The 24759-nt window shown below is 41.5% G+C and carries 19 protein-coding genes and 1 tRNA gene; 4 read left to right on the top strand and 16 right to left on the bottom strand.

The features are described 5' to 3' along the window. Window positions 1-204 precede the first annotated feature (204 nt). From AB5217_RS23950 to metA, 4 genes are read right to left on the bottom strand one after another with little or no spacing between them, the layout of a single operon-like run. Entirely contained in the window at window positions 205-735 is a 531-nt protein-coding gene (locus AB5217_RS23950; RefSeq protein ID WP_004299116.1) for a GNAT family N-acetyltransferase, read from the bottom strand. A gap of 36 nt (window positions 736-771) precedes the next feature. Then, window positions 772-1917 (bottom strand): zinc ribbon domain-containing protein, encoded by a 1146-nt coding sequence (locus AB5217_RS23945; protein ID WP_185968701.1) that lies wholly within the window; start codon window positions 1915-1917, stop codon window positions 772-774. Further along, window positions 1914-3743: a peptidase U32 family protein gene (locus tag AB5217_RS23940; RefSeq protein WP_032842999.1), complete on the bottom strand. Its 1830-nt coding sequence runs from the start codon at window positions 3741-3743 to the stop codon at window positions 1914-1916. The genes AB5217_RS23945 and AB5217_RS23940 overlap by 4 nt, the downstream gene beginning before the upstream one ends. Further along, window positions 3740-4657 carry a homoserine O-succinyltransferase gene (gene metA, locus AB5217_RS23935; protein WP_032854763.1) on the bottom strand — a complete coding sequence of 306 codons (918 nt, stop codon included), beginning with the start codon at window positions 4655-4657 and terminating at the stop codon, window positions 3740-3742. Before metA ends, AB5217_RS23940 begins: the two co-directional genes overlap by 4 nt. Window positions 4658-4837: 180 nt before the next feature. Between metA and AB5217_RS23930 the strand changes: the two genes are divergently transcribed. Continuing rightward, the gene (locus AB5217_RS23930) at window positions 4838-5008 is read left to right on the top strand and encodes a DUF362 domain-containing protein (protein ID WP_002559159.1); all 171 of its coding nucleotides are present in this window, start codon (window positions 4838-4840) and stop codon (window positions 5006-5008) included. Window positions 5009-5233: 225 nt separating this feature from the next. Here AB5217_RS23930 and AB5217_RS23925 read toward each other — a convergent pair whose 3' ends face one another. The 4 genes from AB5217_RS23925 to AB5217_RS23910 all read right to left on the bottom strand — a co-directional run bounded on the left by AB5217_RS23925 (window position 5234) and on the right by AB5217_RS23910 (window position 10094). After that, on the bottom strand, window positions 5234-6427 hold the full coding sequence (locus AB5217_RS23925; protein WP_008649988.1) for a pyridoxal phosphate-dependent aminotransferase: 1194 nt from the start codon (window positions 6425-6427) through the stop codon (window positions 5234-5236). An 82-nt stretch (window positions 6428-6509) separates the two neighbouring features. After that, complete coding sequence (locus tag AB5217_RS23920) at window positions 6510-7727, bottom strand: bifunctional 3,4-dihydroxy-2-butanone-4-phosphate synthase/GTP cyclohydrolase II (RefSeq protein ID WP_032842996.1); 1218 nt, start codon at window positions 7725-7727, stop codon at window positions 6510-6512. 5 nt (window positions 7728-7732) lie between these two features. Further along, window positions 7733-9631, bottom strand: a complete 1899-nt coding sequence (locus AB5217_RS23915; RefSeq protein WP_004299083.1) for an LptF/LptG family permease — start codon at window positions 9629-9631, stop codon at window positions 7733-7735. Between the two features lie 76 nt (window positions 9632-9707). Further along, window positions 9708-10094: an START-like domain-containing protein gene (locus AB5217_RS23910; RefSeq protein ID WP_004306400.1), complete on the bottom strand. Its 387-nt coding sequence runs from the start codon at window positions 10092-10094 to the stop codon at window positions 9708-9710. Between the two features lie 223 nt (window positions 10095-10317). Here AB5217_RS23910 and AB5217_RS23905 point away from each other — a divergent pair. Then, a tRNA-Met gene (locus AB5217_RS23905) sits at window positions 10318-10391 on the top strand. A gap of 180 nt (window positions 10392-10571) precedes the next feature. Here AB5217_RS23905 and guaA read toward each other — a convergent pair. The 8 genes from guaA to AB5217_RS23865 all read right to left on the bottom strand — a co-directional run bounded on the left by guaA (window position 10572) and on the right by AB5217_RS23865 (window position 20123). After that, window positions 10572-11879 carry a glutamine-hydrolyzing GMP synthase gene (guaA, locus tag AB5217_RS23900; protein ID WP_004299035.1) on the bottom strand — a complete coding sequence of 436 codons (1308 nt, stop codon included), beginning with the start codon at window positions 11877-11879 and terminating at the stop codon, window positions 10572-10574. Window positions 11880-12105: 226 nt separating this feature from the next. Further along, the gene (locus tag AB5217_RS23895) at window positions 12106-13545 is read right to left on the bottom strand and encodes an ATP-binding protein (protein ID WP_032843009.1); all 1440 of its coding nucleotides are present in this window, start codon (window positions 13543-13545) and stop codon (window positions 12106-12108) included. 20 nt (window positions 13546-13565) lie between these two features. After that, window positions 13566-14696: a sensor protein KdpD gene (locus AB5217_RS23890; protein WP_004299029.1), complete on the bottom strand. Its 1131-nt coding sequence runs from the start codon at window positions 14694-14696 to the stop codon at window positions 13566-13568. A gap of 82 nt (window positions 14697-14778) precedes the next feature. Next, window positions 14779-15543, bottom strand: a complete 765-nt coding sequence (locus AB5217_RS23885) for a hypothetical protein (protein ID WP_032843007.1) — start codon at window positions 15541-15543, stop codon at window positions 14779-14781. A gap of 120 nt (window positions 15544-15663) precedes the next feature. Continuing rightward, the gene (locus AB5217_RS23880; RefSeq protein WP_004323566.1) at window positions 15664-16236 is read right to left on the bottom strand and encodes a K(+)-transporting ATPase subunit C; all 573 of its coding nucleotides are present in this window, start codon (window positions 16234-16236) and stop codon (window positions 15664-15666) included. Between the two features lie 16 nt (window positions 16237-16252). Continuing rightward, entirely contained in the window at window positions 16253-18286 is a 2034-nt protein-coding gene (gene kdpB, locus AB5217_RS23875; protein WP_004299020.1) for a potassium-transporting ATPase subunit KdpB, read from the bottom strand. 18 nt (window positions 18287-18304) lie between these two features. Next, window positions 18305-20011 (bottom strand): potassium-transporting ATPase subunit KdpA, encoded by a 1707-nt coding sequence (gene kdpA, locus AB5217_RS23870; protein ID WP_032842993.1) that lies wholly within the window; start codon window positions 20009-20011, stop codon window positions 18305-18307. A 31-nt stretch (window positions 20012-20042) separates the two neighbouring features. Further along, entirely contained in the window at window positions 20043-20123 is an 81-nt protein-coding gene (locus AB5217_RS23865; protein ID WP_073343870.1) for a potassium-transporting ATPase subunit F, read from the bottom strand. A gap of 449 nt (window positions 20124-20572) precedes the next feature. Here AB5217_RS23865 and AB5217_RS23860 point away from each other — a divergent pair, with 449 nt between their 5' ends. Both AB5217_RS23860 and AB5217_RS23855 read left to right on the top strand, forming a co-directional pair. Next, a complete protein-coding gene (locus AB5217_RS23860) occupies window positions 20573-22846 on the top strand; it encodes a bifunctional alpha,alpha-trehalose-phosphate synthase (UDP-forming)/trehalose-phosphatase (protein WP_185968702.1) in 2274 nt (757 codons plus the stop codon). A gap of 12 nt (window positions 22847-22858) precedes the next feature. Then, window positions 22859-24649 carry a glycoside hydrolase family 15 protein gene (locus tag AB5217_RS23855; protein ID WP_004326471.1) on the top strand — a complete coding sequence of 597 codons (1791 nt, stop codon included), beginning with the start codon at window positions 22859-22861 and terminating at the stop codon, window positions 24647-24649. The last annotated feature ends 110 nt before the right edge of the window (window positions 24650-24759 follow it).

Here is a 24759-nt window from a genome sequence, read left to right as displayed (position 1 = left end):
AAGATTAATAGCAGGGTGGGATAATGAATTCTTATGGGAACTTATTTTACATGATTTATAATGCGTTTTCCCTGCGGTGGCTTAATACAATTATACCGGCACCTTACCGGAACTTTATCAATGCTTCGGCATTAGTTTACCTACTGCTTGCTATCAGTTTGCTTATACCTAAGACTGCTTCGTTCATAATCCAACGTGCCTGACCTATACTTCAGTACGATCAGATTCCTCCACTCCACCATGCAAACGCTTCATCTGATAAGCAATACGCTCCGTCCCATTCTTTACATAAATGATGCCGCAACGTTGAAAGCCATACTTCGTCAGTATATGTTGCATGACCTTATTATCCCGGTGAGTATCTACCCGGACATTAGGCCAACGTTCGAAACACCAGTCCAGACAAGCTTCCGACACCCCTTTCTGCTTTCCGTTCGTTGCCAACCGGTGAATCACTCCATAAGGTTCGTCATTGAGCCATGCACCTTCATAAATTTGTTGGTAAGTAGGATCTTCTCCCAAGATGAAACAAAAAGTTCCCAAGATTTCTCCTTGTTCACCGGTACAGACAAAGCTATGACCGTCTTCAATCTCCTGGCAGATCAATGCTTCCGACGGATAACCGTCAATCCACTGGGTAGTATTCCCGGTTGCACGCATAAAGGCACGGGCATAGTCATAAATCTCCATCACTAAAGGGAGATCTTTTATTTCGGTAGGTCTGATTTCCATCATTTGAAAAGTTATTCAGAAATAAAACAGATAATAAAATCACTCGTTAATCGCTCCACAATGGGGGCATATACCTTTCTCTTTTAGTTTCTCCCCGCAATGTCCGCAACGATACTTATACCCAATGTTTCGATAGACCTTCTTCGCAAAAACCAAAATAAAAAAGGCCAGGAATAGATAACCGATATAGATATGTGTCATCAGGATAAAGAAGAAATAACAGAAAATACAGCAGGACATCAGTCCCAGCAGATAAAAGATAGCCGCAGCGGGAGTCAATTGTCGGAACAAATCATCCAACACCGCCAAAGCTACTATCAGAAACAACCAAATACTCAACAGAAAAACAGAGAGAATGAAAGGAACTTTGAACGGTGACAAAGTTGGATTGAAATAAAAATGTTCCCACGTTTCCGGTACAAAGACCTGCATTGATTCGTAAATCGTTGCACTGAAAGCCATCAATAAACAAAGAAACAGGGGATAAACACTGTCAATATCATTAAAATAAACCATCTGCAACTGCTTCCGACGGAAAGCACGAAACAAATAAGCTCCAACAAATAAAGCAAAAATAACCACAAAATAAGAGGCATGTGTATCGCTGAAAAGATGAATAGCCTGCGAAATACTATCAGTCGGTACAAATGACTTCTTGAGTTCTTTCTCACGTATCCAACCCTGTTCATCTTGTGTATGTGCCAGTTTCACCCAAATGCTGTCTACACTATCGGCAGGATGAACCGCAAACTCTGCAACCACTACCCTATCCCCCCTATTCAACTGAATAAAAGTATCTTTTATTGGGAGGCATTCCAAAGAGATGGAATCATCGACTACTTCCAAGTTTGTATTCCATGTATAATGGCGTTCATACAGGTAAGTCAGCGAATCTTTTGTTTTCTTCGACAGCTCCTCCGAATCCAGGGCAGGCGTTTTATAATAACAAGACGAAAGCAAAAACAGACACAATAGCAAGCCCATGACAGACTTCACCATAGAGAATGCAGAGAACACAAAGTTACTATAAGACACGGACGACATAGAAGACACAGAGAACATGAAGAAGAATTTTCCATCTCTCTTCCACAAACCGTTCAAACGAGCGGTTCCGGAAGGATGAGTTGAAACATTGTCTCCTCTACGTCCTCTGTGACGAATGATTCCGTGATTAATTATCCTCATTGTGCCGCCTTTACTTTCATTTGACAATTCTTACAATCAAATTCCAGACGAAAACGTTTGCCGTCATTCGACACCAAATAATAGGGTTCTTTATAAGGCGAACGGACCCGTTGATGGATAGGACACCAGCCCATACTGTAGCGCAAACAATGTTTGCAGAACATCAGTACCGCATCTTCCACTGCTTCTTTTTCGTATGCTGCCGCTACCTGTTGTACCCCATGCTCCTGATAGAAAGAAGCTGCACGGGTGTTCATTACATTCCCCAGATATGTTAATGTAGTTTGCGGAAAAGCATGACTCGTTGGCTTCCATACTGCCAATTCCTGACGATAATTGATTCGACGGGCAGTTATCAATTGATCGATTGCCTGTCTGCGGAAATCGGCTAACACCGAAGCTGGCAAAAACCAATTTCCGGTAAAGGATATTTCTATTTCTTTTGCTTCAAAAGGTGTATTCCCCAGTTTGGACAGTTGCGTTTTCAGATTGTCCGTCTGTGGAGTGCGGGCAAGTTCTTTCTCACGAGGGAGAGTGATTGTGACGCTATTATCATCTTCATCAGTCAATGTCAGGGAGAAACCAAAATTATTGTCGGCAAGCAAGATTTTCACTGCGATCTTTCTTTCGGCAGATTTGCGGGAAAGGATTCGCTCAAATTCCTGGTCGAAATTACGATACAGTGTAGTGCGGGGTTTGATACGGGGCATTTCCTGCGGATAGAGTTTGTCGCTGTCCACCCGGTTGATACGGAAACCCTGCAAATGTCCCTGTTCGTCGATATAGCAAACACCGTCTCCATTGTTAAAGGATTTAAGTCCGGCAACTGTCAGATAGTTGCCCCGGGCCTCCTTCATGGTTCCCATCTCTTCGCCCAGCGATTTAGGAGTGTCGAAAGAGAATATCTCTTTATCACGTCCATTCAGGAAATAATGCGTGAATCCACGACTGAAACTCTTATCGAGTTGTGGTTTAAATTCGAAACTACACGTACCCGAAGAAGCACGTACATATTCCGGACGACGGGCAAAGATCGCATCCAGTTTCTGGCGATAAGCGGCTGTCACATTCTTCACATAAGATACGTCTTTCAGTCGTCCCTCTATTTTAAATGAAGAAGCTCCGGCATCCAGTAGTTGCTCCAGTTCGTCACTTTGATTCATATCTTTCAGGGAAAGCAGATGTTTGTCTTTGACAATCACTTTCCCGTCCGCATCTACCAGACTAAAAGGCAGACGGCAGAATTGTGCACACTCTCCACGATTGGCACTACGACCGAAACAGGCTTGACTAACATAGCATTGCCCGCTATAGCTGACACAAAGAGCACCATGTACAAATACTTCCAAAGATACTTCCGGACAGCTTTCATGAATCTTCTTTATTTCACGCAACGATAACTCCCGCGCCAACACCACTTGACGGAAACCTGCTTCCCAAAGGAATTTCACTTTTTCCGGCGTACGATTATCCATCTGCGTACTGGCATGAAGTGGTATCAGAGGAAGATTCAGTTTCGTGATTCCCATATCCTGTACAATCAGTGCATCGACACCGATCCGATAAAGTGCATGAATCATCTCCTCCGTCTCTTTCAACTCCTCTTCTTTCAGAATCGTATTGACCGTGACATAAATACGTGCATTATACAAATGAGCATGCTGCACCAATGCTTCAATATCTTCCAATGAGTTCACAGCTGCCGCACGGGCACCGAATTTCGGAGCACCGATATATACAGCATCTGCACCATGGTTGATAGCTTCAATACCACATTCCAGGTTTTTCGCCGGAGCGAGAAGTTCTATTTTACGCTGCTTTATCATTTAATATCATTGATGTTGTAAGGTGTTTCCTGATAAACAAAGTAGTTCAACCAGTTGGAGAACAACAAATTGGCATGAGCACGCCAACGTACCAACGGGCCTTTTTCAGGATCATCGTCTATATAATAATTGCGGGGAATCTCTATTGGCAGGCCTTTATCCAAGTCACGGCGGTATTCCGTATCCAGTGTCAGCGGAGAATATTCAGAGTGCCCCGTGACAAAGAACTCACGTCCGCCCCGTGCCATCGCCATATAGACACCGGCCTCTTTCGATTCGGAAAGCAACGTCAGTTCCGGAACTTTCAGAATATCTTCCCTGCGCACTTCCGTATGACGGCTATGCGGCACATAGAAACAATCGTCAAAACCACGGAAGATGGAATGGAAAGGTTCCAGTACACGATGCTCAAAGATGCCGAACATCTTCTCTTCCAACGGATATTTTGGAACTCCATAATGATGATATAACCCGGCCTGCGCTGCCCAACATATATATAAGGTAGAAGTGACATGCGTACGTGCCCAATCAAAGATTTCCGTAATCTCATCCCAATAGGTCACTTCTTCGAAGTCCATCTGTTCTACAGGAGCTCCGGTGATAATCATACCATCATACTTCTCGTGACGCATCTGGTCGAAATCCGTATAGAACGTTTTCATGTGTTCTATCGGCGTATTCTTCGACGTGTGACTCTTGATCTTCATAAACGAAATCTCCACCTGAAGAGGTGTATTCGAAAGTAAGCGCACCAAGTCTGTTTCCGTTGTAATCTTCAACGGCATCAGGTTCAGAATCACAATCCGTAGCGGACGAATATCTTGCTGCGTAGCGCGGGAAGTGTCGATCACAAAAATATTTTCTTCCTTCAAAAGCTCTATCGCAGGTAGTTTATCGGGTAAATTTAAAGGCATAATCGCTATATATTAGTAATTTGAGTGCAAAAATACGAAAAATATAGCAGATTATAGGGAGGTTGCTTATTTAGAAGACGTACAAATTAAGTCAATTTAATCATCGAAGCATAACAACTAATCAATAAAAGCCTTATTTTTGCCGAAGAAATTAGTACTAATAATTTAAATCTTAGAAAAATGGCTTACGTAATTAGTGACGATTGTATTGCTTGCGGAACTTGCATTGACGAGTGTCCGGTAGAAGCTATCTCTGAAGGTGATATCTATTCTATCAACCCAGATGTATGTACTGACTGTGGTACTTGCGCAGACGTTTGTCCGTCTGAAGCAATTCACCCGGCTGAATAATACAAGCTACAAAAAATGTACAGGCTGCTTTCTACGGAAGGCAGCCTTTTTTATTTCTTGTCTTCACCACAGATTACACAGATGGACACAGGTTATTTATATTCAACTAAATAAAAATTCCCTCACTACAACATATTGCAGCAAGGGAATTACAATTTAAACATATATTGAACAATAAAAAAAATCTTTTAATCTGTGTTCATCCGTGTAATCTGTGGTGAACTCTTATTTCAATTTAGCTAATGCTTCCTTGATACGACGGATAGCCTCTACGATATTTTCATCGCTTGTAGCATAACTCATGCGGATACATTCAGGAGCACCAAAAGAGGTACCACCTACACAAGCCACGTGAGCTTCTTCAAGTAAGTACATTGCCAAATCATCCGAATCTGCAATCTTACGTTCGCCGTTGCTCTTTCCAAAGAAAGTATCGCATTTCGGGAACAAGTAGAAAGCACCTTGCGGAACGTTTACTTCAAATCCCGGAACTTCTTTAGCCAACTTCACAATCAGGTCACGACGACGTTCGAATGCTTTCTGCATCTCTTTTACCGGTTCTTGTGTTCCTGTATATGCAGCTTCAGCAGCTTTTTGAGAAACAGAGCAAGGACCTGAAGTGTACTGACCTTGCAACTTGTTGCAAGCTTTTACAATCCATTCCGGACCGGCAATAAAACCGATTCTCCATCCTGTCATAGCATACGCTTTGGATACACCGTTTACAATCACTGTACGTTCCTTCATTTCAGGGAATTGAGCGATACTTTGATGTGCGCCGATATAATTGATATGTTCGTAAATCTCGTCAGCGATTACGATTACCTGCGGATGTTTAGCCAATACAGCAGACAGTCCGGCCAATTCTTCTTTTGTATATACAGAACCTGTCGGGTTGGACGGGGAACAAAGAATCAACGCTTTCGTTTTCGGAGTAATAGCAGCTTCCAGCTGTTCCGGAGTAATCTTGAAATCTTGTTCGATACCTGCCGAAACGATAACAGGAGTACCTTCTGCCATTTTCACCATTTCCGGGTAGCTTACCCAGTAAGGAGCCGGAACGATTACTTCGTCACCCGGATTTACCAATACAAGAATCGTATTACAAACAGATTGTTTTGCACCATTTGCACACGAAATCTGGGCGGCTGTATATTCAAGACCGTTTTCTTTTTTCAGTTTCTCAACAATAGCATTGCGCAAAGCCGGATAGCCCGGTACCGGAGAGTAGCGGGAAAAGTTATCATCTACGGCTTTTTTCGCAGCTTCTTTGATGTGGTCAGGAGTATTAAAATCAGGCTCTCCTACACTTAAGTTAATAACATCAACGCCTTGTGCCTTGAGCTCGTTGCTCTTTTGAGACATGGCAAGCGTCGCCGACGGCGACAAGCTGTTCAAACGATCTGATAATTGATTCATTTTGTATCTATTTTATTGTTGTTGAGTGAAAATCGCTGCAAAATAAGCGATAATATTTGATATATGAAAACAAAAAGGCAATTTACTTATTAAAATGTAAAGTATGCCCCATTCTTTCTTTCTTTGTTCTCAAGTATCGCTCATTATACGGATTAGGAACTGTTTCAACAGGCACGTTTTCTACAATTTCCAATCCATAGGCTTCCAAACCAACACGTTTTACCGGATTATTTGTCAAAAGTCTCATTTTGTGTACTCCCAGCTCACGAAGGATCTGTGCACCTACTCCATAATCACGTTCGTCAGCAAGATGTCCTAAGCAAATATTCGCATCAACGGTATCCATACCGTCTTCCTGGAGCTTGTATGCTTTCATTTTTTCCATCAGACCGATGCCGCGTCCTTCCTGATTGAGATAAACCACTACACCTTTTCCTTCTTTTTCGATCATTTCCATCGCTTTATGCAACTGTTCGCCACAGTCACAACGCTGCGAACCAAGGATATCTCCTGTAGCACAAGAGGAATGAACACGTACCAGGATAGGTTCGTCTTCACTCCACGCACCTTTAAATATAGCCATGTGCTCCAATCCGTTTGATTTCTGGCGGAAAGGAATCAGACGGAACATCCCGTGTTCAGTAGGCATGTTTACTTCCACTCCTTTTTCCACAATGGATTCCTGTTTCAAACGATAGACAATCAGGTCATGGATAGAGATCAGTTTCAGTCCATGTTCATCTGCCATCTGGCGGAGTTCGGGCAAACGTGCCATTGTTCCATCTTCACTCATGATTTCCATCAAGGCACCTGCGGGGTAAAGTCCTGCCAGACGAGCCATGTCAATCGTAGCTTCCGTATGTCCGGCACGACGAAGCACTCCTTTTTCTTGTGCATATAACGGATTGATGTGCCCGGGACGCCCGAAGGTTGCCGGTGTAGAAGTAGGATCGGCCAACGCCTGAATAGTAGCGGCACGGTCGGAAGCAGAAACACCTGTTGTACAGCCTTCCAGTTTGTCAATGGTAACCGTAAAAGGAGTTCCCAACACGGAAGTATTGTCACTTACCTGATGCGGCAAATCCAACTCCTTGCAACGAGACACTGTGACAGGTGCACAAAGTACGCCACGTGCATGTTTCAACATGAAATTTACTTTCTCGGGAGTTATCTTTTCAGCGGCAATAATCAAGTCGCCTTCATTTTCGCGGTCCTCATCATCCACTACTATGACAAACTTGCCTTCTTTGAAGTCGGCAATCGCATCTTCTATTCTATCCATTTTAATAGTCTCTTTCATAACACTTATTTATTGATTTTCTGTATGATGAATTGAATTTGTTCATTGTTCTTTATAATCCGTTCCATATCCTTAGCCAGACGAACGCGGAACGCCCAGATGCGGAAATAGAAAAATAAACCGATAGGAAAAATGACTCCGGCTACCAGATTCAACCAATATATATGGAACGGGCGCACATGAGCAGAAACGGAAATAACCGGATAATTGTTTAATGCACCGATCAAAGTGGCAGATTTCGTATTGGACATTTCTTCAACCAACGCTTCCAGCTTTTCATTGATAGCCATTACTTCGTTGTCATCTTCGCTTGACATCCACAATTTAAAGTAATTGGGTGCTTTTTCCAATCGTTTCTTGGCAGCATACGCTCTGCACTCTGCTGTGAGTTGTTCCAAATCACCAGTCAGACGTGGATAATCAGGATCATGGATAATCACTTCTTTCTTAAATATATGGCGTACACTACGGATTCCCATAATCTTCTTGAACCAGTTGATATAGGCATCTGCATTAAGCACAACAGAATCCTTATTCGATTTATAGGTAAGGAAAACTCCTAATGGGGCAAGGACCGCACTACTTGTCCACATTCCCATCCATACTATCCACTTACCGTCACGGGCCATTTTATATCCTGTATTATCAATGATATAGTAAATAATAAATACCAACACGGATACAATTACCGGCATTCCCAACCCTCCTTTGCGGATGATTCCACCCAATGGAGCTCCGATAAAGAAGAACAGCAGACAAGAGAGTGAAATCGTTATCTTCTTATGCCATTCCGTCTTATGTTTGCGAATACTATAATCGTTGTTCTCCATCGTGAATTTCTTGAACCCAAGATCGTTGGCCACATTCTCCGCCCGACTGACAGCAGAAGAAAGCACCTTCTGTTTCTGCGTTAAAGAGGCTACTTCGTAAAGGCTGTCCACATTATATTCATGGATATCCGCCTTTTCTATTTTGACCGTATCTTCTTTTGTCAATCCATAAGAAGGACGGAAATTTCCTTCTGCCACTTCCCTGTAATACTGTCGTCCGATACTATCTCCCACTACCGTCATTGAGTCGATAGAGCTTTGCAACTGCGCCATATCCTTAGCACTGGACTGCTTACCCATAATCTCACCGTCAACCATATTGAAATCGGAATTAAACTCAATAATGGAATGTTTTTCCCTGAATTCCTCGCGTCGATAAGGTACATTCTCCGATTTCATACTTTGAGCTTTCAGATTCTCAAATAAATCTCCGCTATACAAATGCAGCCAAAGATGCTGTTTATCCGCGGTCATCTCCAAACGCCCGGAATCAGCATATATAATACGTGCTTTCTCAAAGCCATCTTTCATACTATAAATCAGCACATCATATAGCATACCGGTCTTCCGGTTCTTCTTAGCTACCTTTAAATTATAGTCCTTGATTTCAGAATAGAAAACTCCTTCCGGAATGTCCAACTCCGGAGATTTCTGTTTCATCGAAAGAATCAGGGTTCCCAATTTAGCCTGGGCAATAGGACCTACTACATTTTGGAAATAGAATGAGACACCGACAAGCCCGCAAACGAAGAAAGCAAGCGGACGCATGATTTTAAGGAGAGAAATACCTGCGGCTTTCATCGCGAGCAATTCATAACGCTCACCAAAGTTACCGAAAGTAATCAAAGAAGCCAGTAGCACAGCCAATGGCAATGATACTGGCACTAATGTTAATGCGGAATAAAAGAAGAATTGAGCCATAACGCTCATCTCCAACCCTTTTCCGACCAATTCGTCTACATATCTCCACAGGAACTGCATCATGAATATGAACAGACAGATGAAGAATGTACCAATAAAGAGCATCAAAAAACTCTTTACGATGAATATATCTAATTTCTTTATGCGTAGCATCTTAATAGGTTCGTGCAATTAGGATGCAAAATTAGCACAAAAAAAGGAGCATCGAAAATTTTTAGTTGAAAGTTAACTAAAAACCACAAGTTCTTCTTAATTTAGCTACTTGTGACTCCCACAATTCTTTCATATCATCTACTTCATCCGGCTCTGCGAAATCGGTAATTTCCAGCACATAATCACTAGTCAGCTCATTATAAGTCATCTTGATTTCAAAATAATCGCGCTCGTTTTCATCATCCAGCCAACGGAAGCGGATAAAAGAGAAAGAGCGAATGGCAATAATTTCTGCTTTCCTCTGTTCTGTCTTGCCCCAATGAAACTCTACTATTTTATCGTCAGAAATAACTTTGTCTGCAAACCAGTCCTCCAACCCGGTCGGTGTGCTAATAGCCCCCCAAAGTATATTTTTAGATGTTGCATTCAACAAATACTCCAAATGAATCTTTTCCTTTTTCATAGCAATTTCGAATTGTTTTTACGTGTGCCAAGATAAATACTTTTTTCTAAATACACCGCATAAATCAGACACTTTATTTAATTAGTCTTTCATCATCGAGCCTCAAACTCCCTGTTTATAGGGAAAATCAAGACCCGTATTAAGAAAAAACACAAAAAAGTTATGAATTGTTTTGGAGATTATAAAAAATCATCTATCTTTGCACCCGCAATCGAGAAACGATGGCGGGATAGCTCAGCTGGTTAGAGCGCATGATTCATAATCATGAGGTCCCCGGTTCAATCCCGGGTCCCGCTACTTGATAAGAATAAGGCATTTGGGAGGCTTCCACTTCTGGGTGCCTTTTTCTTTTTATCTCTTCGCGAAATCATTGTGAAATCTTCAATTACATTTCTACCAGAAGCCAACGTTGAACAATAAAAATAGCCTCAACTTACAAAAAATTGAGGCTATCGAAATATCATTTAAAAAGTTTTTCTATTCCCATTCTATAGTCGCATTAGGTTTCGGCGACATATCATAACAAACGCGATTTACATTCTTCACTTCTTTCAGAATACGGTCTGTTATCTTCATCAGGATAGGCCAATCAATCGGCTCAATAGTAGCCGTCATAGCATCCACCGTATTGACAGCGCGAATAATAACCGGCCAATCAAAAGAACGAGCATTATCACGTACACCCACGGATTTAAAATCAGGCACTACTGTAAAGTATTGCCATACTTTTTTATCCAGTCCGGCAAGTTGGAACTCCTCACGCAGAATGGCATCGGATTCACGCACTGCCTCCAAACGATCACGTGTAATAGCACCTAAACAACGTACACCCAAACCAGGTCCAGGGAACGGTTGACGGTAAACCATTTCATAAGGTAAACCTAACTCCAAGCCACAAGCACGAACTTCATCTTTAAATAATTGGCGTAATGGTTCTACAAGTTGGAATTTTAAATCTTCGGGCAAACCACCTACATTATGGTGAGATTTCACCATTTTAGCAGTTTTCGTTCCACTTTCCACAATATCCGGATAAATAGTACCTTGACCTAAGAAATCAATACCGTTCAGCTTACGCGCTTCTTCTTCGAACACACGAATAAACTCGCCACCAATAATTTTACGTTTCTGCTCCGGATCTTCTACACCAGCCAACTTATTCAGAAAACGATCGGTTACATCTACATACACAAGATTTGCCTTCAACTGGTTGCTGAATACCTCAACCACATCTTCAGACTCTCCCTTACGCATCAAACCATGATTAACATGTACGCATACCAGATTGTTACCAATAGCTTTCAGAAGTAAAGCAGCTACCACAGAGCTATCAACTCCACCCGACAGGGCCAACAATACTTTCTTATCGCCCACCTGACGCTTAATCAATTCTATCTGGTCATTGACAAAGTTCTTCATGTTCCAGTTAGCTTCAGCTTTACAAGTATCGAAAACAAAAGACTTTACTGCAGCCTTTATAGCCTCGATATCATCTGTAAATTCTGCCAACTTCACTTCACAAGTTGCTTTATCATGCCCTGCAGCCATGACAGGAATTCCCAAAGTATAGATAGCCGGATTTATATCAATAGCAACGCCATCGATTACATTATTCGGGCCACCATTGATAATAATACCCTTTACATTGGGCAATGCTTTCAGTTCTTCTACTGTGATATCGTGAGGATAAATCTCACTATAAACTCCTAATGCACGGATGGCGCGAGCCAATACCGTATTCTCATGACTACCCAAGTCAAGGATAACAATCATATCCTGCTTCATCTGATTTTGGTTGTTTTTAAGTTATTGTATTGTTATTATTCACTATCATTTTTCAAACGGTCTGCAAATATAAAGATTTTTAGAGAGACTATAATGCATTGATTCTCTAAAGTTTCAGAACAGAGTAACGTTTTTCTTACAACTATAGTATTCCAAAAAGAACTGAAACAACATAGTACGCGGCCGGATAGCAATAACCTGATTCTTCCATACAACCTTTTAAAATCTACGCTTTCAACCGCATCACAAACCGGCTACCCTTACCCAATTCACTCTCTACTGTCAACGTACCACCATGAGCTTCCACAAAATCCTTGGAAATAGATAATCCCAGACCACTACCTTGTACTTTCGTACCCGGAACACGGAAGTAACGATCGAATATACTTTGATGATAACGCGGATCAATGCCTTTTCCAAAATCCTGCACATACAATTCGATTATATTTCCGTCTTGTCTGGCACCGATAATCACACGACCGTTCTCTTTTGAATAACGTATGGCGTTACTCAATAAGTTTGTCAATACCCATGCTATTTTTTCACTGTCAACAAACAGTTTGCCGATTTTTTCTTCCGGATATTCCACTTCAATTTGAATATTGAATTTGTCAGCTTGCACCTGATTAGCCTTAATTGCATATTCAATCAATTCAATCGGTTTCGTAATCTTTGGCATCAATTGGAGCTTACCGGCTTCTACCTGAGTCATATTCAGCAGTTCCCCCGTAATGCTAAGCAGACGCTCACTATTCTCTTTAATACTTCTGGACAGTTGCTCCTGCTCATCATTCAAGGCTCCTACCCGTTTATCTTCCAATAGGTTAAGACTCATCATGATAGCAGCGATCGGAGTTTTCAGTTCATGTGAAATCGTAGAGATAAAAGTAGTTTTTGCCGAATCAAGCTCTTTAAACTCGGTTATATTCTTCAATAAAATCACATCTCCTAACTTTTTTGATTCATCCTTCTTCGCATCTGTATTGTTAATCGGAATGTAGGAAGCCTTGAAATAACTTTCCTTATTATCTGCATAAATCTTTAAAGGCTCTTTCTGATCACTTGGCGTCACCAACTCACGAATTAGCCGGCGGAGCAAGTCATTCTTCAAAGAAAGTTCCTCTGCCGATTTACGAATCACATTTTCCCGTTTCATATTCAGGATACTTAATGCTTCATCATTGATAAACAAAATCTCACGTTCCGTATTCAGACCGATAATCGGATCGTCAATACTATTAACAATAGCCTCTATAAACTTTTTAGCTGAAAGAATATCCGACAAAGTACTTGCACGATATTCGGTCAAACGTTCCGCCATCCGGTTAAAACTGCCAGCCACTTCACGGAACTCTTCATTGTCACTCATGTCGAGACGTTTCTCATAATTATGATTGGCTATTTCAAGAATACCATCTTTCAATTCCTTCACAGGTTTGCTAATACTACGTGGTAGCCAGTACAACAAACCCAATCCAGTAAATATACAAATACCCCCAGTGATAGAAATCCACAATAAAGCTCGCTCTAACCCAGGCATAGCAGCAGGACTATCAGGTTCCGTTGCTGTCAAAATCTGAAGGTTAACTACAGAAAGTGTTACCAGCAAAATTATCATTCCTGCCAGCATCCCAATGCCTAGCACCAGTTTCGTTTTAATATTCATAACTTTCATACGGATTAATATTATGCAAGTATAATCAAATCTATATTAGCTTGCGACAAATTATTTAAAAATCTTCTATATTTCAATACGGAACAGATGGCTCCCGGTAATCTCAAGTCAGGTGATCCCATACAAACTGTTGAAATCTGCTTGTCTTTACATGCCTTTACAATACTCTCCAAGATATCTCTAGACTGTACCTGTAACACTTCTCCCCCCAATTCCGTTACCAATTTAAAATGGTTCAACAGATAACGCTGCCTAGCCAAATCAATCCTATCCATACTCTCTTTCGGAGTTTGCACATACAAAGCAATGAAAGTCGTATTATATCGCGTTGCCAATCGCGCTGCCTTTCGGATAATTCGTCGCGGTGTTTTCTCATGACTACTGATACATGCCAAAAATTTTTCATGCCTCAACCCGACAGCTACTCCCATCACCACTTCATTCTCCACCTTCTTCTCTACCCTAAGAGCTACTTCCTTCAGAGCCAACTCACGCAATTGTAATATATTCTCTGCACGGAAAAAATTATCGAGCGCAGTCTGAATCTTTTCCGGACGATAAATCTTTCCCGCTTTTAACCGAGTGATTAGTTCTTCTGCTGTCAAGTCAATATTCACCACCTCATCCGCTTCCTGAATCACACTATCGGGGACCCGTTCTTTTACTTCAATACCCGTAATCTCCTGTACTTCTTCATTCACACTTTCAATGTGCTGAATATTAATTGCCGAAATCACATTGATTCCTTCATCCAGCAATGTCATTACATCTTGCCAACGTTTCTCATTCAGACTCCCTTCCACATTGGTGTGTGCTAGTTCATCCACTATCACAATTTCGGGATGAAGACGGATAATGGCATCCAAATCCATTTCTTCCAACTCCTTTCCCTTGTAGAAGATCTTACGTCGCGGAATGACAGGAAGTCCTTGTAGCATCGCTTCCGTCCCGGCGCGTCCATGAGTCTCGATATAGCCGATTTTCACGTCCACACCATTTTCCAGCAGTTCATGCGCCTCCTGAAGCATACGATATGATTTTCCCACTCCGGCTATCATACCAATGTAAACTTTAAATTTACCCCGCTGGGATCTCTTTATCAGATCCAGAAAATGCTGTACACTTTGTTCTCTATCATCCATATTTTATCTGTTATTTTAAACATTCCAACCCGTAGTAATCATCACGATCACCACGGGTTTCACAAAAATTCATGAGTTTATTTTATGGCCTTAAAGTTACGCCAAATACTAAATGGGTGTCCTCCAAACGTGGATTCCATATAGCCTGTACAAATATAGGCAATGAAAACTTATCATTAAAATTTATTGCTTTCGTTGCTTTCAAAGCGAGGTTAGTCACGGCAAAACCATTCACATAGTACTGTGGTGTCTCATAAGGAACCATACCACACGTAGCATTCAGATCAACCCCTTTCACGCTGAACGGATAGTTCAGTTCTACATAGGAAGAATATGCCTGCTTATCTTCACCTTTATCATTAATCTTTCTGTCAGCTCCGGCAAACATAGTATACCATGCAATAGACAATGGAAACTTCTCAATGGGAAGTGTATAAGCTAACCCTGCTTCAAAATGATGTCCGGTTTCTCCGCTCTTAAAATGGAAATAGTTGTTTGTATATTCTCCATTAGCAACATCAGCCTGTCCATCCCACCAAAGAGTGGCTACAGAAAGTGTCGGTCCTGCTTCACCGAACTTATAAGCTGCAGTCAGGTCAATTTCTTTATTGCTCTCACTCAAACTGGTTGATCCCCATGCAGTAAGCGAGAAATTACCTACGCTAAATCCCAAAGTCGGCTGAAAAGAAGCGGCTCCCCCCTGATAAATACCACGCCATACATACGAACTTACCAAATCACCTTGTATAGTAAACTCTTGTGCTTGTGCATTAGTTGTTCCTAACATACAAACGGCTGCTACAGCCATTGTGCCTAAAAAACTCTTTTTACTAAAAAAACTTTTCATACTTCTTATCTTATTTTCTATTTTATGTTTCCGTAAAAAAGCAGCGCCCCATCCAACCCTGTTAATTTGAACCGTGGTATACCCCAAACGGCCCGGACAGGAACGCTGCTCAATCTTCATCTACTTATTGCTTTCCTCTAAAGCGATATTCAATTTCAAGACGTTTACCTTTTCGGTTCCCAGAAATCCCAAAAATGGTTTTTCTATACTTTTATCCACGATTGCTCTAACTTGTTCTTCTGTTAATCCGCGTGCCTGTGCCACTCTTTTCACTTGCACATAGGCACATTGAGGAGTAATGTTAGGATCAAGTCCTGAACCACTGGCCGTAACCATCTCTGCAGGTACATCCGCACGGCTCAAATAAGGATGATGTACAAGAAATGTATCGATACGAGTTTTCACCTCATCCAGATATTCCTGATTCGTAGGGCCTTTGTTGCTACCGGAAGAACTACTTGCATCATATCCGTCTCCAGCAGAAGAAGGACGTCCCCAGAAATAAATATCTTTTGTAAACATCTGCCCTATATTAGCTGCTCCCACTACCTTCCCGTCCAGTGTAGCTACTTCAGCATTTCCCTTATTAGGTCCTGCAACCTGTGCAAATAACCACAGGATGAGGATATAGAATATAGAGAAAAAGACACAAAAAGCAAGTGTTATTTTTAATGATTTCAATAAAGTTTTCATTGCTATTGTTATTTAATTAAAAGAATAAACCTACTAATAAATCAATCAACTTAATTCCGACAAAAGGAACAATCACACCACCTACACCATAAATTAGCAAATTACGACGAAGTAAAGCACTTGCACCTATCGGTTTGTATTGCACACCACGTAAAGCCAACGGAATCAGAATCGGAATAATAATCGCATTAAAGATTACCGCTGAAAGAATAGCACTTTCAGGACTATGCAGATGCATGATATTTAATGCGGCCAGTTCAGGAATAGCAACCATAAACAATGCCGGGACAATAGCGAAATATTTCGCAACATCATTGGCGATAGAGAAAGTAGTCAGTGTACCACGAGTCATCAGCAATTGTTTACCGATCTCCACAATCTCAATCAATTTTGTCGGATCATTATCCAAGTCAACCATATTACCGGCTTCCTTTGCAGCCTGTGTACCACTATTCATAGCCACACCTACATTCGCTTGCGCCAGAGCAGGAGCATCATTTGTACCATCACCCATCATCGCAACCAGCTTACCAGCCTGTTGCTCTTTCTTGATATATTCCATCTTATCCTCCGGTTTAGCTTCAGCGATGAAATCATCCACACCGGCTTTTTCTGCAATATATTTAGCAGTCAACGGGTTATCACCTGTTACCATAACCGTTTTTACACCCATTTTACGCAGACGTTCAAAACGCTCCTGAATACCCGGTTTGATAATATCCTGCAATTCAATAACTCCTACAACATTTTGGTTTACACATACTACTAATGGAGTACCACCATTACTTGAAATAGTAGAAATTACCTCTTCCACTTCTTTCGGAAATTTGTTTCCGGCACTTTCTACAATTTTACGGATAGCATCAAAAGCTCCTTTACGAATCTGTGTACCATCAGCCAAGTTAACACCGGAACATTTAGTTTCAGCTGTAAATTTTATCATATGAGCACCAGTCGTATTCAAACTACGCATACGAATACCAGATTCACGTCCTAACTCTACAATTGATTTACCTTCCGGAGTTTCATCAGACAAAGAAGACAACAGGCAAGTTTCTACAAAATCATGTAAATCAACGCCCGGAGCCGTATGGAAGTGAGTTGCTTTACGGTTACCAATGGTAATAGTACCTGTTTTATCCAACAGTAACGTATCAATATCACCAGCAGTTTCTACTGCTTTACCTGATTTAGTAATTACGTTAGCACGAAGTGCACGATCCATACCAGCAATACCAATAGCCGAAAGAAGTCCGCCAATAGTTGTAGGAATCAGGCACACAAACAAAGAAATTAATGAAGCAATGGTGATAACCGTGTTGCTATAATCGGCAAATGGTTTCAAAGTCACACACACAATGACGAAAACAAGCGTAAAACCTGCCAGCAAAATAGTCAATGCAATCTCATTCGGGGTTTTCTGACGGGAAGCACCTTCCACCAATGCGATCATCTTATCAAGAAAACTTTCTCCCGGTTGGGTAGTCACCATCACCTTTATATGATCAGACAACACTTTCGTACCACCAGTTACCGAACTCTTGTCGCCACCTGCTTCACGAATCACCGGAGCAGATTCACCGGTAATAGCACTTTCATCAATAGAAGCCAGACCTTCAATAATCTCACCATCAGACGGAATCACATCTCCGGCATCACACACAAATACATCTCCTTTTTTCAACTGTGAAGAACTGATAGTAACAATTTTATTACCTTCTACTTTCTTTGCCGGTGTCTCTTCACGAGTCTTACGTAAGCTATCAGCCTGTGCTTTACCACGTGCCTCCGCAATAGCTTCAGCAAAATTGGCAAACAACAAGGTTATAAACAGAATAATAAACACGGCAATATTGTAAGCAAACGAACCCTGCGAAGAATTTACAATAGAGTAAAGTGTTACGAGAAACATAACCGCTGTCGCCACTTCCACCGTAAACATTATCGGATTCTTGATCATCATCCGAGGATTCAATTTCACGAATGACTGTTTCAAACTTTCTATTACTTGCTCCTTAGGAAACAAAGAAGCTGACGTATTATTTTTCATATCTTCTCTAATTCAGTATTACAAACTCAAATGTTCAGCAATTGTACTCAACGCATGTACCGGGAAGAATGACAGAGCGGCAACAATAAAGATTACAGCAAATGTCATCACTCCAAAAGTGACCGTATCTGTTTTCAATGTTCCGGCACTTTCCGGTATAAACTTTTTCTGTGCTAATAGTCCTGCAATGGCAACCTGTCCCACAATAGGGATAAAACGGCTAAGAATCAAAACAATACCACATGTCCAGTTCCAGAAATAAGTATTATCGCCCAAACCTTCGAAACCGGAACCATTATTGGCCGCACAAGAGGTGTACTCATAAAGTTGCTCGCTCAAGCCATGGAATCCTAAATTATTCAACCAACCGCCTTCACTTTCCACAAAATCCGGATGATGTGCATAAATATAACTTGAGATAGCCGTAAACACCAAAATTACAAACGGATGAAGCAAAGCTACAATCGTTGCGATTTTCATTTCGCGAGCTTCCACTTTCTTACCGAGGAATTCCGGTGTACGTCCCACCATCAAACCGCTGATAAACACTGCAATGATAATGAATGTATAGTAGTTCATCCACCCTACACCTACACCGCCAAACCAAGTATTAATCTGCATATTCAGCATTTCCATCATACCGGACAGAGGCATAGTAGAATCATGCATACCATTCACAGAGCCATTGGAAGTTACGGTCGTTACAATACTCCACAACGCGGTTGCTCCGGCTCCCAGACGCACTTCCTTACCTTCCATCGCACCATTATCCTGTGCAATTCCCAGCTCATCGATGCGCGGATTACCACCCATTTCCTGATTGACATTAATACACACACCGACCAGAAAAGCGAAAAGCATTACCCCATAAATACTGTAAGCCAATTTCTTCCTGCGGGTATAGAATCCCAATGCAAATACCATTGCCATCGGAATAATCAGAATAGACCAGCATTCTGCCATGTTAGTAAGATAAGTAGGATTTTCCAATGGATGAGAAGAGTTTACCCCAAAATAACCACCACCATTCGTACCCAATTGTTTAATAGGGACAATTGCAGCTGTAGGTCCTTGAGAAACCATTTGCTCCTGACCTTCCATTGTGGTCACTTTCATCTTTCCATCAAATCCCATTGGAGTTCCCTGAAGAATCAGGATAAAACCTACAATCAAAGAAAGAGGTAATAAGATACGTGTACAACTTATTACCAGAAATTGCCAGAAGTTACCAATCGTTTTAGTTGTTTTTGCAGCAATACTCTTCATAATACCTGCCATAGCGGCCATACCTGTTGCAGCGGTAATAAACTGAAAAAGCATGATGACGAACAGTTGAGTAAAATAGGTCAGCCCGCTTTCACCACTATAGTGCTGCAAGTTACAGTTTACCATAAAACTAATACAAGTATTGAATGCCTGATCCGGAGTCTGCGGTCCGTTGCCATCCGGATTTAAAGGCAACCATCCTTGTGAAACCAGGAGCACCATTCCCCAGAAAAACCAGAAAGCATTCAGGATCAACAATGCTTTCAGGAATTGTTTCCAGTTCATTTCTTCATTAGGGTCAATTCCGCATACTTTATAAATGACTCTTTCAATGGGAGCCATAAAATCAGACCAAGTTTTTTCTCCTTTGTAGACCTTGGCAATGTATTTTCCCAGTGGATAAGACAAGATCACCATCAAGGCAATCTGAACAACCACGCCTAAAATTTCTGTATTCATATACTTTTTACCTTAAACTGTGTGTGTTACTTTAAAACTTTTCGGGTTTGACGAGCACGTACATCAAATAACCGAAGATCGCAATACCTAATACGAATAATGCTGTGTACATAATCAATTCTCCTTTTTCTTTAAATATTTTCAAACCAGTCTACACATTTCCAAAATAGCCAGAAACAAGCGAAACCGCTTAACAGGCAGAAAATAAATGATAGTGTTATTCCCATGTTTTTACCTTTTAAATGATTACTATTATTTTTTTACTCGCCACCCTTCATGCCAAATGCGTGCCACAAAAAACACACAACAGATAACAGACTAATATTCAATAAAATACACATCACAAGAAACTTTCTATCCATCCAACATACCCTTCCATTTTGAAAAAAGGGTTCTATTTTGAAAAGCTTTGTACTTTTCCAGAATTTCAGAAGAGAAAAAATAAGCAAATTATCACTTTGAAAGGGGGGGGGGTCATTTTGAAAAGGCAAGAGAAGGAAACATAATACTTATAATACACTGATAATAAGAGATTAACAACTAATATAGGTCTATTGGTATATGCTTTGCAAAGAGATAGATATGAAACTTTATATTATTGCAAACAGATTACCTGTCAAAGTAGCCGGCACAAACGGTAAATTCGCATTTTCGCGTAGCGAAGGCGGACTGGCAACAGGTTTGGATTCTCTTCAGACTTCTTATGAGAAGCACTGGATAGGTTGGCCCGGAATATGTGCCAATGAAGAAAAGGACCAACAGGAGATTAACGAGAAACTACAGGAAATGAATTTTCATCCGGTCTTCTTGTCGGAAAAGCAAATTGAAAATTACTACGAAGGATACAGTAACAGTACTATCTGGCCTTTATGCCATTACTTTTATGCTTATACCTTATATAAGAACTGTTTTTGGCAATCCTACCAGCAAGTCAACCGTCTTTTCTGTGAGGAGATTTGCCGACTGGTACGTCCCGGCGACAAAGTATGGATACAGGATTATCAGTTGATGCTACTTCCGGGAATGTTGAGGAAAATATATCCGGAACTCTGTATCGGATATTTCCATCATATCCCGTTCCCTTCCTACGAACTTTTTCGTATTCTGCCGGAGCGCGCCGAGATACTGAAAGGCTTATTAGGAGCCGACTTCATTGCTTTCCACACCCACGACTATATGCGTCATTTCATCAGTGCTGTAGAACGTGTATTACATCTCGATTTTAAATTGGATGAAGTACAGATCAACAACCGGGTGACCAGAGTAGAGGCATTACCAATGGGAATCAACTATGAATCTTATCATAAGGCCTCGGAAAATAAAGAAGTGCACCAAGCTATTGAACGTACCCGGAAACTTTTCGGCGAGCATAAACTGATCCTGTCAGTAGACAGACTGGATTACAGCAAAGGCATATTGCACCGTCTTCGTGGCTTTGCCACCTTCCTCGAACATCATGCTGAATATCACGGTAAAGTTACATTGGCAATGGTCATTGTCCCTTCACGCGACCATGTAGGCAGTTATGCGGAACTAAAAACAAAAATTGACGAAGAAATCGGCTCTATCAACGGACGTTACTCCACAATGAACTGGACTCCCGTCTGTTATTTCTATCATGGCTTTTCACTGGAAGAACTGACTGCCATGTACTATGTGGCCGACATAGCCCTCGTCACTCCACTTCGGGACGGAATGAATCTGGTAGCCAAAGAATACGTAGCTACCAAATGCGACAATCCCGGTGTACTTATCCTTAGCGAAATGGCAGGTGCCGCCGTAGAATTGACGGACGCTATCCAAATCAACCCGAACGATACAGAACAAATAGAAAATGCTATTTGCCAGGCACTTGAAATGCCCGAAGAGGAACAAAAACAACGCCTGCAACGTATGCAAAGCATTCTGTCCGTACAGACAGTCAACAAATGGGCAGCCGACTTTGTCAATGAACTGAACGCGACATGTATGAAAAATGATATGTTACGGAAAAAACGCATCGTAGCTGCCACCATCGCACAAATCAAGCTCAAGTATAACCAAGCCAAACAACGCCTGATTCTGCTGGACTATGATGGTACACTGACGGCTCTCAAACCACGTCCCGAGGATGCACAACCTACACCGGAACTCATTTCTATTCTACAACAACTGGCTAGCGATCCCGCCAATCATATTGTTATCAATAGCGGGCGGGATCACTTTACATTAGAAAAATGGCTTGGCTCCCTTCCTGTGTCTATGGCTGCCGAACATGGGGCTTTCTACAAAGAGAACGGGGTTTGGCATAAAAACATAAAGAAGAAAGAATGGGGAGCAGGTATTCTCTCTATTCTTCAAATGTTTGTAGACCGTACTCCCCGTTCCCATCTGGAAGTGAAGGAAACTGCCCTGGCATGGCATTATCGTGAAAGTGACGCATGGCTCGGCACATTAAGAGCCCAACAACTCGTCAACACACTGATTTCGCTCTGTACCCGGCAGAAACTACAAATTCTACAAGGAAATAAAGTGATCGAAATCAAATCACCGGATTGCAATAAAGGTTCCGAGGTGGGTCGTCTGCTAGCCAACAGACGTTATGATTTTGTTATAGCGATGGGAGACGACACTACAGATGAAGATATGTTTCAGGCATTACCGAAGAGCGCTATCGCCATTAAAATAGGTAGCGTATCCGAAGCCGCCAACTATCACCTGTCTGCCCAATCTGACGTACTTCCTTTCTTACGGTCTTTACTAGGCAAACAAAAAACTGCCACAAAAAAAGGAAGTATTAAGAATCGCCTGACTTTCGCTTTCGACTTTCTCAAAGATCTATTAAAAACTCAATAAAAAGCAATCAATATGAATAATTTAAATTATGGAGTGATAGGTAACTGCCGAACGGCAGCTCTCATTTCGCAGAACGGAAATATCGAATGGCTCTGTTTTCCCGATTTCGATTCTCCTTCTATTTTTGCCAGTATGCTCGACCGGGAGAAAGGAGGAGCTTTCGGATTCGAAGTTTCCGGAGACTATCGCATCACACAAAATTATGTCCCCCACACCAATATTCTTTCTACCCAATTCTCCTCCGATGAAGGAGAATTCGTAGTGCTCGACTATATGCCCTGCTATCGTTCACAAGACGAAACAGGGCATTATTTACCTGCCGAATTATACCGCTACATACATTGGATAAAAGGGAAACCGCGTTTCAAGATCAACTATCATCCGGCCCCGAACTATGCGCAGGGACAAGTGATCCTTAATATCACTCCACAGTATATCGAATCCTACTGCTCCTTTGACAACAAGGACAGACAATATTTATATGCTTCCCTGTCTCTTCAGGACATCAAAGAGAAAAAAGAAATCATTCTTGAGAAAGACGAATTTCTCCTGCTCTCCTATAACGAGAAAGTGATCCCAATCGACATAGAAAGGGAGAAAATAGAATATTGCCGTACGCTGGTATATTGGCTGAACTGGACAGACAGAAGCAAGAAATACACTCTATATAATGACGTAATCGAACGGAGTTTATTGGTTCTGAAACTAATGTCCTACCACAACGGAGCTGTGCTGGCAGCACTAACGACAAGCCTTCCAGAAGCTGTAGGAGAAGTGCGCAACTGGGATTATCGTTTCTGCTGGCTTCGGGATGCTTCCATGTCCATCGAAACCATGTTTCAAATCGGACATACCGGTGCAGCCAAACGCTTTATGAAATTTATCCAATCCACATTCGTTTCCAAACATGATTATCAAATTATGTATGGCATCCGGGGCGAGCACCAACTAACCGAAGTGATACTCGACCATCTATCCGGTTATAAGAACTCCAAACCTGTACGAATAGGAAATGATGCATACCATCAGAAACAAAACGACTCTTTTGGTTACCTGATGGACCTGATTTACCAATATTATCGCCTCATGCCCGGTACATTGGACGAAATTGAAGATATGTGGGAGATGGTAAAGAGCATTTTAGCAAAAGTAGTAGAAAACTGGAGAAAGCCCGATAAGGGAATCTGGGAGATCCGGGGAGAAGGACAACACTTTGTTTCTTCCAAAGTGATGTGTTGGGTAGCTTTAGATCGCGGAGCTAAAATCGCTCAAATGCTTAACAAATATAATTATAGCGAACGTTGGCAACTGGAAGCCGAAAAAATAAAGAAAGATGTGATGAAATATGGCTGGAATAAGGAACTTCAAAGCTTCACACAGACATATAATAATCAAGCAATGGATTCCTCATTACTATTGATGGAACCCTATGGATTTATAGAAGCAGATGATATACGCTATCATAAAACAGTGGAAGCAGTCAAGAAAGCCCTTTTCCATAAAGGACTTATGTATCGCTATAACAGCAAAGACGATTTTGGGTTGCCTACTTCTGCTTTTACGATTTGTACATTCTGGCTTATACGGGCATTGTTTGTAACCGGCCATAAAGAAGAAGCACGCTGCCTGTTTGACGAAGTTCTGAAATATTCCAATCACCTCGGATTGTTTAGTGAAGATATTGATTTCGAAACCAAAGAACAGTTGGGCAACTTCCCGCAGGCATATTCACATCTAGCATTAGTAAATACAGCTATTTTATTTGCAGAAGAAGAGAAGAGGTTATCTTTTATCCGGCCTTAGAGAAGGCCCTAATTCAGAAGTGATAAAAAAACAGAAAGAGGTTGTGTCAAAACGCTGACACAGCCTTTTTTTATGCGCAAAGCCCAGACTTTCTCAAGCCCGGGCTTTGT

Origin of the sequence: Bacteroides sp. MSSM.1001136sp1_RTP21357st2_D2_RTP21359_211015, assembly GCF_040913205.1 — a bacterium.
In the GTDB taxonomy this organism is placed as follows: domain Bacteria; phylum Bacteroidota; class Bacteroidia; order Bacteroidales; family Bacteroidaceae; genus Bacteroides; species Bacteroides ovatus.
This window is presented reverse-complemented; position numbering and strand designations above follow the sequence as displayed.